Raw genomic sequence first — 14,989 nt, forward strand, 5'->3', positions numbered from 1 at the left:
CAGGAGTAAGTTGAAGGATAGAATGCGATGCCTTCGGCACACGGGAATGCGATCGCGAAATTAGATTTCAAACTGTGAATCTAGCAGTCACACTTCACTCTCCAAGTCTTGGTTGTACCTGCAATCTCTAGAAGTTCCAATTAAAACCTCTAATGATTGGTCTTTATTTGATTACAACCTGTAGCTTATGTTGCATACAAGCGATCTAACGGTAAAGTTGAGCCGTCGCAGACAACTTGTGGCGCTCACCGATTACCTCTCATCGGTTGGCTCCAATGTCGTGTTAGACTGATTTTCATAGCAGTACTCAAAAACAAAACTTCGCATTTCCAAATTACTAACACAAGCTAATTTTTAGCTTTGCTCCTAAAGCAGGAATTCTAACTCTGTTAGTTTCCATGCTTTTGTGTTTCAATTTAATAAAATTCCTGCACTTGGCTAATTGATCAAATGCCTCTTTCTCGTTTTGATGATCCGTACCCTTGTTCTTGGCTTCAATAATATTTAAACAAGCCTTTTGTTGTGAAATTTCAAGTATAATTCCATCCCATTCAGCAACATGTCTTCCCCCCGAATTTCTTAGAATAAATTTATCGGCACATACTATTAATAAGGGAAAACGAGAATATTGTACGACGTGCTTAATTGCTTTTAGTTCCTGAATACGATCAGCATGTAGCTTAAAAGGATTGTCAACAATAGAGTTTTCAAGATTAATTTTGATATTGTCAAACTGTAAATCATCATCTTTTAGTCTGGTTAGGAAAGGCTGTTTCAATTTTGACGATGGTATAAATTCAACTATAGATCCTATTGAATCTTCAGGAATCAAATACTTTATGACGCTGCTCAACATCTGAGAGAAAATATTTTGGAATTCCTCCATATTCTGCCTTAAAATCATAAGTCTAAACTCTTCTTTAAAGCGTGGTGGAAATTTTTTTATTATCTCCTTTGAAAAAGATTCTTCAAGGCTTGAAGCAGCGTGTACTTTAATTGTCCGAATAAACCACTTATAAAATCCACAACATAACTGTCCTATATCATAAGGACTAGACTCATAGTAATCGTAAAATAAATCAATATGAAGATTTTTAGAAAAGGGATTTTTAAGAACAGATATTCGAGTTTTTCTAGGTTTTGTTATCTGTTTTTCTAAAATATTTCTAATATCATAAGTATCCTTATTACGAAAGATTGCAGCTTGTTTTTCTGACAGAGATACTCTTAAAAATATCTTTAGATGATTATTTGAAGGTTGACCAAAGCCATCATTCATAAAGTTGCTCATAAACCCTTTAAATTCATCTACTGATTTAAAGAATTTTTCATAATATTTATTAAACTTCTGCGACGATTGAATTTCATAGTAGCGAAGAGTAGCTGCCGAATTAGGATGCATATATAATTCATCAGCTAACCAACTAGCGGTCTGAATTAAAAGGTTCTCAAAGCCTGTTTCCTGGTCTAAAAATAGATTCTCTAGATCCATGATTGCTGTAGAAATTTGATACCTCACAGGGTGATGAGAATAATAAGAATCAAGTGTAACCAAGCTAAGCAATCTGATTTGCTCAAAAATTTTGCGAAGACGATACATTTTGTAGCGATCGTTATGTGACTTAAAATTCAAGTTCTCAAGAGGTAATAATAAATTTATTAGACACTGATTAAATAATCCTTTATCCCGATTTCCAAGAGGAATATACTGTGAGATTCTCAAAATAGACAAAATCCAATGAAAGTTGGAATCCTGATAGTTTTCAATAACTTTCTTACTCCATTCTTGAAGCTCAGCTTGACGAATCATTGACAAAAAAAACTTTTTAGAATCTTTGTTCCGGCGTAAATAAGAAAACAAAGCTCTCTCAACTCCATAAGTATATTGAGTATGTCCTATGTTGCTAAAAATAGACCAACACTTTAATAGTTCTTCGCCCGATGAAAACTGAGAATTTCCACCTGCAAGTTTGACTTTCCCACTTATTGCAAATTGTTCTGTCCCAAGATTAAATTTTGGCAAAAGATTAATAATTGCACATTGCAAGAGCATGTATTCAAGACGTGAGTGATTAATTCCGGTAAATACTGTGGCTGCCGTACCCAGATGAGCTATTTTTGATAGCCGATTTAACTCTTTGTCACCTAATAGTGCCAAAATTTTTGCTGATTCTTTGTAGAAAGGAACAGTATAAGTTCCTAATGCAGGCAGAGTAGCACAAATTTTTCTTGGCTTGAGTTCTTCCTTTGGCATTACAGATTCATACCTTTAAACTTGCTATGCCTCTAGTTATATATTCAATCAGATGATTTTATCAGTCTAACTATTAATGGACAGAAAGATTCTGCCTATTCATCTAGTTCTGGCGGATAGGCAGAATTTTTCCGTATATGATTCTAAATTAAGTAGATAGGTAGAATTGTTCTGTATATTAGGCGGTTTCTGAAGGATAAGCTGAATTTTTCCGTATATTTTCAAGTGCGATCGCCCCTCGCTGTAGGTTGGGTTGAGCTTGTCACATCCTTACTTGTGAATCAGTAGGTAACGTGAAACCAAACGTGACTCGATCGAGCGATCGCATTATTGTTGAAGGATAAAATGCGATCGCGGAACGTTATGATGCAGCGCGGTTGTTAGGCAGTGACCTTAATAAGCGCGACCATCTTTGTGCGTTAAAGCCCATTCGGCAATTGTGTTGCTTTGAGATCGTCATTTGGGAATTCGACCTCATCTCCAAGAGTGCGATCGCCAATCTCAAGATAGGTTACATTTTCCTGAGATCGATTAATCAGTTGATGGGAGATTCCCATGCCTCACAACTCACCCTTCCTTGTTATGTTAATGGCCTAACAAACCCAAGCTTTCTTTACCTTTCCAGTACCGTTAAACCATAGCATTTCAGCCACCATGCCCGATGCCCTCAGTAATAGAGCGTGATGCTATCTACACCCGTCAGGACTTCTTTGAGTTCAAAATGAAGGTCAGGAATTTGCGCTAACCCTTTCTTCCAGTAGGCTCTCACATCCGCCTTGCCATGTAGAACGCCGCTAGATTCTTCAGCAATCGATGGGATCAAAGGAGAAGCCAAGCTCGAAGTCATCCGCGTAGTGGCTTAGGACAGCATCGATGTCATGTTGATTCCCCCCCTCGATCCAACTACGGGCAAAGCTTAACGCGAAATCTGCGTTGAGGATCGGCACGATCTGCAAAGACGCTTTGGTTGCAAACAAAGATCGGCACCGCTTCACAGTTCCAGCAGCAGCGCAGCATAGATACCTGCACCCAGAGCGAAAGCCCAAAAGCGGCTATCGCGATCTTCCGGGAGTTCTTCCTTCAGCACGTTCAGGACGACTCCTCCGGCGAGGAAGGCAAACAAGACAGCGATCGCTGCCTCGTGAATTTCGGTTCCGCTCCCAATGACCCATCCCACGATAATCGCCGCCGCCAGTATCCAGCGCCCCTTCTTGTGATAGGCATCCTTATGGTGTTCGCGCAAGCCGTTGTCGTTGACCATGAAATGCAAAGCCATTGCGAAGAAAAACAGAAAAAGACTTTGAAAACCCGGTTCCTCCGGGTGGATTAACAGGTAGCCGATCAAAGCATTGTAAACGGCGAATGAAGCGATGTGCGGCCAGAAGACCCCAGCTTCTGTAACATCTCCATTTCCCGCCTTTTGGTTGCGCTGGCGCGACAGTGTAGCAGCTCGCTCCAGTCCATAAAACACGCTGACGCCTATGAGTGCCACCAGGTAAACGTGGTGTTCCAGAAAGGCAAACCCCCCGTCCAACGTCTCCTTAACTGTCTCCTGTGCCTGACTCAGTTCCGGGAGGATATGGACGAAAATGTAGGCGACAGATACGCCACTCCCGATAGAAAGCCAGATACTGCGAGGGGTGGCATCCAGAAAGCGCAGCTTACCGGAGTAGAGATGCACCAGAGCCAGACCGACTGCAAGGATTGCAGACAGGAAGCGTACATCAGGATTGAATACCGAAGACTCTGCAACTGCCAACAGCATCTTAGTTGAGAAGAGGGAATATTTTTTAGAATGAATATCTTGACTAAAAAGACACGCCACTCGTCAATAGCGGCTCTGAAATCAGTGCCCTTGCTCTTTAGCTTGATAGGATTTGGGCACTAAGGCGTCCTCCCCTTAGCCGATTTTTCTGATTCTTCAAGTTTTAAACAAGTTGATTGACCGATAAATTTTCATCTTTAGGCAAGGGATCGGTTCTCTCTCTAGGTGGGCGTATAACCAGAGCCAGTAGAGGTAGTGTTCTGGTGTGGGGTATCAGCTCCTTTTTGCAACATGAGACAGATATGCAAACTCACTCAGACACCCACTCACCTTCCCCAACTAAACAAAAAATCTCCAATATTTTTCGTCTGGTAGGCTGGATTGCCTTCTGGGTCGAATTAGGATTGGCAGTTGCTTCTGGCATCGCTTTATTATTTGCTATCTCTGGTCGTAACTTTGCCAATGAAGCAAATCCTGCCCTAGGAGTCGGTATATTTTGGGCAATTTGTGGACTTTTCGCACTGTTATTCGGTGTCTTCTTAGCTTTCCGCTACACTCGCATCGCTAAAGGTTTAGCAAATCCTAATTCGGCTGTGCATCCCTCCAAAGCCGATACCGTTCAAGTCCTGCGACTAGCGTTAATTACAGGTTTGGTGGGGATTTTGTTATGTCTGTTGGGTGGTGGAGCGAGTATGGGAGTCTTACTAGCAAAATCTGTATCCCAACCTCCAGGTGTGGCAATCACCGACCCCTACAAAATCATTCGGGCGCTTGATGTTTTTGTGGTGTTAGCGAATTTTAATGGGATTGCCGGTCACTTTGTAAATGTTGTCACTGCTCTAGGGCTGCTCAAGTGGGTGCATAATCAGTAAGAATTTCCCCCACCTCTGGGTCTTTGGTTTATTGCTGATGACTAATGACTCATAGCTTACAACTCATTAAAAATTTTTAACGGCGGCGCTTTGGCGATACTGATTGATCTTCGACAGTTGATTTTGGATGGACTCGCTCTTGTAGCGCCCACACGCTTACCAGTGCTGCCGTTAAAGCTCCAATGGTGTCCATAATCAGATCCACGATGGTGTCATCCAGGTCATTGATCACTTGCACCACCCATTCAAATATCTCCCAAAGAGCGCCGATGGCGATTCCGAAGCTAGAGATCGTTAAGATATACAGCAGTCGGTGGTAGCGGAACGGAGTCAGCATTGACTCATACACGAGAAAACTCAGCGCCAGGGTTATGGAAAAGGTTGTAAAGGCATGAGCAATTTCATCGTAGGGTCCCGGTGGGTAAAATAAACCCCAAACCCAGCCACCCGCATTGATCAAGGCTGCGATAACAAACAGAAAATCAAACAACGTTGGCAGTTGATTTTCCAGGGTCACAAACAGAAACGAAGCAGCCAGGAAGCAGGCGAGTGTAAATGAACCCACCCAGTTCCGGTGATACAATTCAACGGCGATCGCGATCGCGAGTAAAAACTGTCCAACCCAAGCGGCGATTCTATACCCTCGCCAATTGCTACTCAGCATTGCTTTTTCCTCATAAATGGGTCATGGGTAAAGAGAGTTTGCAGTATTGAGTTTTGAGTTAGAAGAAAGTTTTTTAATTCAAGACTTAAAACTTTTCCCCAATTAGTCATTACTAACAAACTATAAACGAAGCAATTAATTCAATTTCATATCATGCTTCTGGTTTCTGACGGGAAAGCGCCTGAATCTCAGCCCGCAATGCAACGATTTCTTCATGCAACGCGGCGATAGATTTAGCACCTGCTACTTCTGCTTGTTCGTCTTCCGCATCGCGTCCGACAAAGAAGGTGGCGAGGGTTGCCGTTACATAGCCAAACACTGCAAAAGCATACAACGATAGGATCAAGCAGAGTACCCGACCTTCTGGAGTCTGAGGCCAGTATTCCGATCCCATCGTTGTCATAATCATTGCTGTCCACCACAGTGCAGCACCGTAGTCATTCAGTCCGCGCCCATCAGGGGTATTGCTTTCAAAAGCATACATCCCTGCGGCTCCCACCAGCGTCACCACCAGCGTCAGCGCGATGATGTAGCCAAAACCACGACGACTCATGCTGGCTCGGAGCGATCGCATACCGCGATTCAGAGAACTGATGACACGTACCAGTCGCAGCCCCCGGCTGGCTCTCAGTAAGCGAAACACGCGGGTAATTCGGAAGACGCGCAACGCTGGCAACAGTAAGGAGAGGGCTGTGAGCCAGTTTTGCTTGAGATAGATAAATTTGTAAGGAGCCAGAACCAATCGTAAGGCGAAGTCTAGGATAAAAACGATCCAGATGAAGTTGCTGATGATTTCCAGCAGGGGATTTAAGCCCCAGATCAGTTCGACGACCAACAACGCCAGCCACCCAAAGCCGAGCAATAGCATGGGTGTTTCTAGCCAGTCTTCCAACTGTTGCAGAACCTCACCTTGTTCTTTTTTGAGTTCCCGTTTTTCAGATGGACTCAGATTGCTCATAAGATTTTTAATGACTCCTACAGCGGTTTTGAAAGCGCTTGCCGTAAAGCTGAGCCAAGGGTACAGCGGTCAGACTGTGGGCAAATATCCAGGTGCATAGAAAACCCCAGCAGAGATTAGTAGAAAAGTAGTGAAATATTCCTCTAGCTAGAGAGCGAACTTCCATACTGTGCGAGATGGTACAAGGGACGCAGACTTAATATAGCCAGCCGCAATGCGCCAACTACTTGTACAGGTTCCCCGTGGGTGTGGGAAAACAGTTCTGGATATCGCCCAAGCTTGTGACGGAGCAAATCTTTCCCAGTTTGAAGCGACTGGAGCTGATGAATCGTTAGACGTGGTAATCGTCCACGTGGCGAATGGAAAGGTTGAGGAACTACTCGAACAGTTGCAATCGGTGCCAAAATTGCACGTCACGCTGCTTCCGCGTGGAGTCATCGCCTTGCAGCCACCGCCTTTTAAAGCAGCGCAGCAGGTAACAGATGTGCAGGCACGCAGTCCCATCGAAATTTTCCTCTCAGGGCTGCAAAGCGTTGGCTCGTGGAAAGGGTTTCTGGGATATGCCGCGGCGGCGGGTGTGGTGGTCTGGATCGGCTTGTTCACCAATACTAGCTATCTTCTCGTCGCTGCCATGCTGATTGCACCGTTTGCAGGGCCAGCGATGAATACAGCGATCGCTACGGCACGCGGCGATGGAGAACTTCTCGGACGGAGCCTTTTACGATACTTTTCAGCCCTGGCGGTAACAATCCTAGTCACTGGGGCACTCACCTTGATTCTGCGACAGGAAGTGGTGACATCCTCCATGAACACAACCAGTACGGTTTCGGCAGTAGCCGTGCTGCTGCCACTGGTCGCAGGTGCGGCAGGCGCTCTGAATCTTGTCCAATCGGAAAGAAGTAGCCTCGTCTCTGGGGCGGCGGTCGGAATGCTGGTTGCGGCTTCGCTGGCACCGCCTGCCGGAATGGTGGGGATGGCAAGCGCAATGGGTCGCTGGGATATGGCTGTAAACGGCGTCTTTGTGCTGTTGCTACAACTGGTTGGGATTAATCTCTCCGCCTCCCTGATGTTCCGCGCCTATGGTCTGTCTGCTCAAGGTGCCCGCTATAACCGTGGCAAGCGCTGGATATTTCCGTCTGCTTTTACAGCGACTGCTGTAGCGCTCTTGGGCTTGCTGACTTGGCAGTTTTCCAGCTCCCCGGAACTTCAGCGCAGCAGCCGCGAACAGCGTGCCGTTGCCCAAATCCAGAAGGTGGTGAATGATAGCGGTTTGGCGAAACTGGTGGAAGCCAATGTTCGGTTCACCTCCTCGAATATCAAAGGTCAGAACACGTTGTTGGGTACGGTTTATGTTCAGCGTCAGGCGGGTGTTACTGAGTCTTCGGAAGAGATTCGCTCTCGCATGACGCAGACGATTCAAAGGCAATTACTTGACAAAGGGTTTAACGTTACCCCTTTAATTGATGTCAGCGTTCTGGAAGCGCCGCAATCGGAAAGTTAAGTTATTTTCAAGCTAAATTTCAAGCTAAATATGAGCAGCGTCATTTAAAACTCCTTTAGCGCTTTCACCGCTGCCAAATATCGCTCCTCAATATCCTTTCGGTCTAATTCCTCCGATACTTCCTCACAGCTACTGCGCTCGATCATTTGGGCATGACGTAGCAGCGCCGCCCGGTCTTTCTGGTTGCGGGTGTGGGTGGCGATGAGAGCGATCGCTTTGAGTAATCGAATTTTCACTGCTACATCCGATTTGCTGTATTGTCGAATCTGGTTAAAGGCGGCGTCAATTAACTCTGCAAACGTCACCGGATTTGCGATCGCTCGCAGGTTGTTGTCTTTGTCGTAGCGGTAGGGCGAGGGAAAATCTTTCTCCGCCAGACGGCAAAGTGCAGCGGTCATCTGGTTAATACACTGAATCGCCGTAAACGGATCGTTGATGCCAGGAGAAAGGGCGCGAGCGGCAATTTCAACTAACTGATCGATGGGAAATTCTACATCCTGTTGTTCAGTGCGTTGTTCGCCAAAAATAAATGCTTGGTTGAACTGCTGGGTGAGTTTTTTATTCACCCGTTCCCCAGGCCAAATCATCACCAGTTCGCTTCCTTCCACAATAAACTTGCCGGGGCGATATTTCAGACGCAGGAGGAGGTTTTTTGAGGTGGCGATCTTCATTAACAGCTCGTCATCAATTGCCTGAAGATAACCGCTTTCTTTCGCCAAGATAGGAGTCGCTTCCTCCTCAAACCCGGCGGGGATTTCCGCCACCGACCACTGCTCTGGTGCTGATTTACCCTGCCCGATCTTCTGCGGAAATAAGCGATCGATGACATTGTCCAACTCTCTGCCAACCTCTCTGATGATATGGGATGCCTGCATTGAGGTTGAGACATGATGGATAAAGTAAATCAGGACGCCAATACTGGCGATCGCTAGCACCATGCCGATCGTGACGGAGATTTGCGGTACGAACACATCGTAATCTTCTCCCCGCACGGTTCGCAGTACCAGCAAGCAATAGATGAACGTACCGATAAACGTGCCCAAGACGACTTGATTGCTCGTATCCTGCATGAAGTTACGCATCAGTCGCGGGCCGAATTGGGAGGAAGCGAGGGTGAGGGCAACAATTGTAATCGAGAAGGCAGTACCCGCAACGGTAATCATCGAACTAGCAACGGCTGAAAGCAGCGTTCTCACCCCATCTGGCCCGCCGGTGTAGATCCAGCCCAACGACTCTATCGGATCAGATTTGGCTGCTCGATCGAGGCTTAACATTCCGAATGCCAAGGCGATCGCGCTGAGCGCCATCAGGGTTGGCACAAACCAGTAGCTAGAGTGGAGCGAGTCCCACAGTTTGCTCAGCTTGATGTTTTTCATCAATTATTTCTCATCAATTATTGTCGGTTCTATGAGGGCGATCGGGGTTCTCGTCTCTATGGCTGCCATTTCCATCTCTTTGGGCACGCATTTCTGCTAGCTTCCGGAGGGAACCGCCGATACTGCGGGGTTTTGGCACTTCTTGTTTCCCAGCGGGCCATCCTTCACGCTGACGAGCGCGATCGCCATCTGTCTCTTCAGTTTGGTCGTGAAACAGGATTTGCTGAGTCGGGAAGGGCATATCAATGCCGTTAGCCGTGAGCTTATTCTTAATGGCAGCGAGAACTTGATCCTGCTTATCGAGAATATCTGCACGTCGCGGCGGCTGTACCCACCAACGGGCGCGGATATTCACCGTACTGTCAGCTAGATCCACTACAAGGGCGTCGGGAGCTGGATCTTCCAAAACACCATCGACGCTAGCGATCGCTTCTAGAATCAGTTGTTTCGCCCGGTCAATGTCGTCGCCGTAACCAATACCCACGTCGTACTGAAGGCGGCGATTCTCGAAAGCAGTGTTCACCGTTACCGAGTTTGTGAACAGCTCAGAATTCGGAATCACGATGCGACGACCATCATAGGTTCTAATGGTCGTAGCTCGCGTCTGGATGTTTTCAACCGTTCCCTCGAAGTCTTTAAATACGATTTGGTCATCGATCTGGAATGGCTCGGTCAACAAAATTAAAATACCAGCCAGAAAATTCTGGAGAATATCGCGGAAGGCGAAACCAATTGCTACCCCACTGATACCCAGCAGTTGCACCAAATCTCCTGCCTTGAATGTCGGGATGACGATGGATAATGATACAAATAGACCGACTAAAATAACAATCCCCTGCGACAAACGGCCTAGCACTAGTCCCAGATTCCGAGCCTGCCGATGCCTTCTTGTAAGCCTTCTAACTGTTGCCTTAATCGCTCTTGCTGCGAAAAAAAATAGCGCAAAGACGATTAGTGCTAACACAATATTAGGCAGCATGACAATCAGGCCATCGATCATTGCCTGAATTTTCCCCCATGCTGTTGATACCGATGTTTGAAAATTCATTCCTGTTTTCCGCTTACAAAATGTTGTTGATTTTAATTAAAAATTCATAATTTTGACTCTATCTATGGTCAGTATCTAGATGACACAGTTTCTATTATAAAAATAAATATATTCATAATTTATTTCTGAGGTTATAGCAATTCTCTATTGGATGTAGTACGGTTTAACCCCACCCCTGCCGCACCCCGTTCACAGGGAGGGGTTCAATATTCCTCAATATTCCCCCCTCTCCGTTCACGGAGAGGGGCTGGGGGTGAGGTTCCGAGTCTATACTGCACTCAAGTGAGAACTGCTATAGTTGATTTAGCGCTAAACCATGAAGAATGATTTAACTTTTGAATAATTATCTATATAAAGACAGATAAACTATAAAAAATTAATTTATATCTAGGAAAATATCGATAAAATACTGTTAACAAGTTCCTATAGTGCTAGATTGTAGCGCGATCGCACAAAGGAAGCCGATAAACATCTAATAGCCGCCCCCGCCAACACCCCCGTGAGTTATCGGGCATCTGCGACCGGCACCTGCCAAATTTTGATAGTACTGTCACCACTGCCAGTAGCAATCGTCTGCCCATCCGGGCTAATCACAATACATTTAACCCAGCTAGAATGCCCGGTAAGCGTGCGAATTTCTTCACCCGTTGAAAGATTCCAAATTTTAATTGTTTTGTCCGCACTGCCACTGACTAAAGTTTGTCCATCTGAGCTAATCACAACCGAATTCACATAGTTAGAATGCCGGGTGAGGGTGTGAATTTGTTTCCCAGTGTTTAAATCCCAAATCTTAATCGTTTTGTCAGCACTAGCACTGGCTAAAATCTGCCCATCCGAGCTAATCGCAACGGAATTAACAGGTTGAGAATGCCCCTGAAGTGTGCGGATTGCTTTGCCAGTAGAAATATCCCAGATTTTAATTGTTTTATCGGCACTAGCACTGGCTAAAGTCTGCCCATCTGGGCTAATTGCAACGGAATTAACAGGTTGGGAATGACCCTGAAGCGTGCGGATTGCTTTACCCGTTGAAATATCCCAGATTTTAATTGTTTTATCGGCGCTGCCACTGGCTAGAGTCTGCCAATCAAAGCTAATCGCAACAGAATTAATAGGGTTAGAATGTCCCTTTAATCTACGGATTTCTTGACCAGTGGAGACATTTAAAACTTTAATTGTTTTATCGGCGCTGCCACTTATTAATGTATTTCCATCTGGGCTAATCGCTAGAGAATTCACGTAGCTATCATGCCCTTTTATGAGGCGAATCTCTTTGGCTGTAGACTTGTTCCAAATTCTAATTGTTTTATCGGCACTGCTACTAGCTAAAATTTGTCCATCCGGGCTAATCGCCAGAGAATTTACCTGGCTTTCATGTCCATGAAGCGTTTTAACTCCCGAAAGATTTTCATAAGCGATAACTTTGGGCGCGTCTTGGTAAGATAGTTTCCAAATTCCATATCCTCCTAATCCGACCAAGCAAGCAACGGCTCCCCCCACCAACCATTTATTTTTATTTTTCTTACTAACAATGATCGTTGGGGCTAATGAAGGCTTCCAAGGTGGAAGTATCCCAACAATTGCCCCGATACCAATCAGACTAAAATTAGGAGAAGGTTTATGTCTAGATAAAGACTGTGAAATTTTAGCGAGTTCATCTAAAATTTCTTGAGTATTTTTGTGCCGCGCTCCTGCGGTAGGAGCCATCAGTTTATCAATAAAATCTGCCAGTAAGGGTGAAATACCCGGTGCATGATTGCGCCAATTAAATTTATCCGTTAAAGGTTCATAAATTGCGCGATCTGTTGCTAGTTTGCCAGTCAGCAGATAAACAAAAGTTCTGCCCAAGGCATAGAAATCTGACTGGGGTACAGCATGACCTTTTTCTTGCTCTGGAGGTGTATAGCCAGCAGAACTAATCCTCGTGACACTGCCTGCGCCGCCGACTTCCGCAAGGTAAGTATAGGTCATCTCTCTGGCGGTGCCAAAGTCAATTAATACCAGATGCCCTGTAGAGCGCATCATGATATTTGCGGGTTTAATATCACGATGGAAATAGTTTTTTTGGTGGACAAGATGTAAAATCTCAGCGAGCTGTTTTAACCAGTCAAGAGCTAGCCGCTGATCGAGAGGGCGATCGCCCTGTTGTTGCATCCACTCTTTTAAGTTGGGACCATCAATTTTCTCCATGATGATGCCATACACTGGCTCTCGGCTGTTTCTGGGATAAAACTGGAAGTATCCATCAGGCTCAACTTTGGGGATGCCGGGATGATTCAGCTGGCTTAATACAATGGCTTCTTGCTGAAATAGCTCGACGACTCTGGCATTCGTGTTGTGATCTTTTTTGAGGATCTTCAGGATTTTGGGGGTTGCGCCCTCGTAGGCTTCATAAATATTGCCGAAGCCGCTGTTGTCACTCAGTAGGCGCATGACCTGATAGCGCCCTTGTACCAGCAACTCTGAGCCACAATTGCGGCAAATACGGTTGTTGGCGTTGGCTGGATCGTTAGGTTTGGGGCAGCAGGGATTGATGCAGTAGCTCATAGATAGCTACAGAATTGTCATATCCCTAATATATGTTGAGAATTTTCAATCATCCACCCATTGCTGGAGGATGCAAGCCCAATAGTTGTTATCTATTAAGGCTTTTAGCTGACGACAAAAAAAAGAGGGACTGGTTTTTCTATCCTAAAGATTTAGTTTGAATTTATAGCATTTTCCGTTTGATATGCACCTCTTTGAAAAAATATCCTTGGCGAAGAGAACTTAAGAGGGATGCAAAGGAAGTCGGCTCTTGTCGCTCTCAAGGTATTTAAAAGCCTCAAAATATCATATTGAATGTCAAAAAGGAGTAATTAGTGCAATCCTAGTTCATGAATGAATAAGGATTGCTATCAACTAAACAAACTCGTTGATGCATAGCGGCTGAAATTACGTCTCGTTTAAGTTTGCCTGGAACGAGGGAAGCGATCGCAAGCAAGACGCTGTAATGACTAGAGAAGAAAGTCAAGCTGACATTTTAAAAAATATTTCATTGAGGCTTAACCCTACTCTATTACCCAGCCAACTTAAAGGGAATTGAAGCGATTGAAAAAGTATTGCCAGGTGTCCCTCAAGTGGCACTTTTTTATCGGGATATCTGCCCTAGATTCAGAGTGCCGTTGCAAAAGGCAACTAACGCGCTCAATTGCGTTAGATGTCTATATCCATTCGCTTCTCAGGCACATTGGGGCGATGCTGACTTCACTCGGCAGTTTTGGGTTTAAAACTCGACTCGAAAAAATGAGCGATCGCCGATAGATGAAGACATTGCTAGCGACGAGTCAGCCGTGCGCGTCTTAATTGTGAAGGCGCAAGAAGATTGGGCGATCGCTTACTACAAGTGCGGGCTAGAACCTGTCAAAAACAACCCTTGAAATACGCCAGTAGAGAAATTCAACAACTAAGTCAGGCAATTTAAATTGATAAAACTAACTTATCTCTACCTGTAAGAGCAGTAACGCCGCCTATTCCCATTAAAATCAAAGCAACTATAGCGTTCAATTGCCTGGAAGATACAAAGCCTCTGGGTTAAGCGTGGCATTGAGCGAACTGGGATTATCGCCGCATAACACCGTAGGCGTTGGCGATGCCGAAAACGATAGCGCCTTGCTGAACCTGTGCGAGTGTGGCGTCGCCGTCGCCAACGCCCTGCCCATGCTCAAAGAGATTGCCGATTTTGTCACGAAGGGCGATCGCGGTGCTGGGGTAATTGAATTGATTGACCATCTGCTGGCTTCGGATTTATCCGCACTTCAACCCTAGCGGCAATGACACAACATCCTGCTAGATAGCTCAGAAGCGGTCAACGTTTGTCTACCTGTCGTAGTCGATGGAGTCATTCCGCCTACCTTCTAGCTGCGGGGGCAGAAACTCAGAACGCCGTCTGTGAGATAAGGTTGGCGGGGGGGGTTGGATGGGGTGAATCACTTGTACTGTCCGGGGAGGACGCTGCTGTTGCGACAGCAAAGCAAAGGCTGCTGCCAGCACAACCCCACTAATGACAGTGAGAACCATGCCTCCTACTGCCCAGAGGATGCCTGTCAGCATGGGATTTAACGGCTGTTGCTCTTGAACAGCAGGCAAGGCTTGGGTTGGGTTGACCGGCGGAGGATAGACATTTGCTTTTGCCTGCGTAGTCAGAGCCTCAATCACCATTTGCTGATTCCGCAGCTGGGCTTTCACCTGCTCGGTTTCACTTTGTTGCTGTTCGAGCCGATCTTTTAGCCTTTGAGTTTCGCTCTGCTGCTGTAAGCAATAGGGAGTCGTATCCGGCGAGACACCAGCCGCAGTCGGAGGCGGAGGCGGCAGCTGCTGCATCGTGCCATAGGGTTGTCCTGGCTGCGGTGGCGAGGGCAGGTAAGTCGGCAGGTTAGCTTGACTGGGATTCCCGCCAGTTCTAAGCAAGACGAAAGCTGCAATTCCGGCGAAGGCAGCCCCGGCCAGAAATGCTGTACTCTTTTCACTCATCGCTCTTGCTTTTCAACGGTAACTGAACCACAAATAGTCGCA

Annotated in this window: 12 protein-coding genes and 1 pseudogene; 3 read left to right on the forward strand and 10 right to left on the reverse strand. The window is 45.8% G+C overall.

From position 1 onward, the window contains the following. Positions 1-337: 337 nt before the first annotated feature. From NC996_RS09900 to NC996_RS09915, 4 genes and pseudogenes are all read right to left on the reverse strand, one after another. Complete coding sequence (locus NC996_RS09900; RefSeq protein ID WP_190682571.1) at positions 338-2,254, reverse strand: hypothetical protein; 1,917 nt, start codon at positions 2,252-2,254, stop codon at positions 338-340. Positions 2,255-2,647: 393 nt separating this feature from the next. Beyond that, positions 2,648-2,808: pseudogene (locus tag NC996_RS09905) on the reverse strand (cupin); the annotation flags it as partial. 113 nt (positions 2,809-2,921) lie between these two features. Continuing rightward, positions 2,922-3,101 carry a nuclear transport factor 2 family protein gene (locus NC996_RS09910; RefSeq protein WP_199302445.1) on the reverse strand — a complete coding sequence of 60 codons (180 nt, stop codon included), beginning with the start codon at positions 3,099-3,101 and terminating at the stop codon, positions 2,922-2,924. A gap of 144 nt (positions 3,102-3,245) precedes the next feature. Continuing rightward, positions 3,246-4,019 carry a hypothetical protein gene (locus tag NC996_RS09915; protein WP_190528079.1) on the reverse strand — a complete coding sequence of 258 codons (774 nt, stop codon included), beginning with the start codon at positions 4,017-4,019 and terminating at the stop codon, positions 3,246-3,248. Positions 4,020-4,321: 302 nt separating this feature from the next. Here NC996_RS09915 and NC996_RS09920 point away from each other — a divergent pair, with 302 nt between their 5' ends. Further along, a complete protein-coding gene (locus NC996_RS09920) occupies positions 4,322-4,891 on the forward strand; it encodes a DUF3611 family protein (RefSeq protein WP_190412026.1) in 570 nt (189 codons plus the stop codon). A gap of 76 nt (positions 4,892-4,967) precedes the next feature. Here NC996_RS09920 and NC996_RS09925 read toward each other — a convergent pair whose 3' ends face one another. After that, entirely contained in the window at positions 4,968-5,555 is a 588-nt protein-coding gene (locus NC996_RS09925; protein ID WP_190528059.1) for a hypothetical protein, read from the reverse strand. A gap of 151 nt (positions 5,556-5,706) precedes the next feature. Continuing rightward, entirely contained in the window at positions 5,707-6,513 is an 807-nt protein-coding gene (locus NC996_RS09930) for an ion transporter (RefSeq protein ID WP_190682574.1), read from the reverse strand. Between the two features lie 214 nt (positions 6,514-6,727). Between NC996_RS09930 and NC996_RS09935 the strand changes: the two genes are divergently transcribed. Then, entirely contained in the window at positions 6,728-8,014 is a 1,287-nt protein-coding gene (locus tag NC996_RS09935) for a DUF389 domain-containing protein (protein WP_190682578.1), read from the forward strand. Between the two features lie 44 nt (positions 8,015-8,058). Here NC996_RS09935 and NC996_RS09940 read toward each other — a convergent pair whose 3' ends face one another. From NC996_RS09940 to NC996_RS09950, 3 genes are all read right to left on the reverse strand, one after another. Beyond that, positions 8,059-9,390 carry a DUF2254 domain-containing protein gene (locus tag NC996_RS09940; RefSeq protein ID WP_190682581.1) on the reverse strand — a complete coding sequence of 444 codons (1,332 nt, stop codon included), beginning with the start codon at positions 9,388-9,390 and terminating at the stop codon, positions 8,059-8,061. Between the two features lie 13 nt (positions 9,391-9,403). After that, entirely contained in the window at positions 9,404-10,438 is a 1,035-nt protein-coding gene (locus NC996_RS09945) for a mechanosensitive ion channel family protein (RefSeq protein WP_190682583.1), read from the reverse strand. Between the two features lie 504 nt (positions 10,439-10,942). Then, positions 10,943-12,982 carry a serine/threonine-protein kinase gene (locus NC996_RS09950; RefSeq protein ID WP_190682586.1) on the reverse strand — a complete coding sequence of 680 codons (2,040 nt, stop codon included), beginning with the start codon at positions 12,980-12,982 and terminating at the stop codon, positions 10,943-10,945. 999 nt (positions 12,983-13,981) lie between these two features. On the opposite strand from NC996_RS09950, the gene NC996_RS09955 reads away from it, so the two are divergent. After that, a complete protein-coding gene (locus tag NC996_RS09955; protein ID WP_190682588.1) occupies positions 13,982-14,242 on the forward strand; it encodes an HAD hydrolase family protein in 261 nt (86 codons plus the stop codon). 51 nt (positions 14,243-14,293) lie between these two features. On the opposite strand, the gene NC996_RS09960 is transcribed toward NC996_RS09955, so the two are convergent. Then, a complete protein-coding gene (locus tag NC996_RS09960) occupies positions 14,294-14,947 on the reverse strand; it encodes a heterocyst differentiation related protein (RefSeq protein WP_190682591.1) in 654 nt (217 codons plus the stop codon). Positions 14,948-14,989 lie beyond the last annotated feature (42 nt).

Source organism: Trichocoleus sp. ST-U2 (assembly GCF_039961875.1).
In the GTDB taxonomy this organism is placed as follows: Bacteria; Cyanobacteriota; Cyanobacteriia; order Cyanobacteriales; family FACHB-T130; genus FACHB-T130.

What these genes read in the sequence shown, in the direction of transcription:
- NC996_RS09920 (WP_190412026.1), top strand. Translation starts at nt 4,322, where the DNA reads ATGCAAACTCACTCAGACACCCACTCACCTTCCCCAACTAAACAAAAA.
- NC996_RS09935 (WP_190682578.1), top strand. Translation starts at nt 6,728, where the DNA reads ATGCGCCAACTACTTGTACAGGTTCCCCGTGGGTGTGGGAAAACAGTT.
- NC996_RS09945 (WP_190682583.1), bottom strand. Translation starts at nt 10,438, where the DNA reads ATGAATTTTCAAACATCGGTATCAACAGCATGGGGGAAAATTCAGGCA.
- NC996_RS09910 (WP_199302445.1), bottom strand. Translation starts at nt 3,101, where the DNA reads ATGACTTCGAGCTTGGCTTCTCCTTTGATCCCATCGATTGCTGAAGAA.
- NC996_RS09900 (WP_190682571.1), bottom strand. Translation starts at nt 2,254, where the DNA reads ATGCCAAAGGAAGAACTCAAGCCAAGAAAAATTTGTGCTACTCTGCCT.
- NC996_RS09950 (WP_190682586.1), bottom strand. Translation starts at nt 12,982, where the DNA reads ATGAGCTACTGCATCAATCCCTGCTGCCCCAAACCTAACGATCCAGCC.
- NC996_RS09925 (WP_190528059.1), bottom strand. Translation starts at nt 5,555, where the DNA reads ATGCTGAGTAGCAATTGGCGAGGGTATAGAATCGCCGCTTGGGTTGGA.
- NC996_RS09915 (WP_190528079.1), bottom strand. Translation starts at nt 4,019, where the DNA reads ATGCTGTTGGCAGTTGCAGAGTCTTCGGTATTCAATCCTGATGTACGC.
- NC996_RS09940 (WP_190682581.1), bottom strand. Translation starts at nt 9,390, where the DNA reads ATGAAAAACATCAAGCTGAGCAAACTGTGGGACTCGCTCCACTCTAGC.
- NC996_RS09930 (WP_190682574.1), bottom strand. Translation starts at nt 6,513, where the DNA reads ATGAGCAATCTGAGTCCATCTGAAAAACGGGAACTCAAAAAAGAACAA.
- NC996_RS09960 (WP_190682591.1), bottom strand. Translation starts at nt 14,947, where the DNA reads ATGAGTGAAAAGAGTACAGCATTTCTGGCCGGGGCTGCCTTCGCCGGA.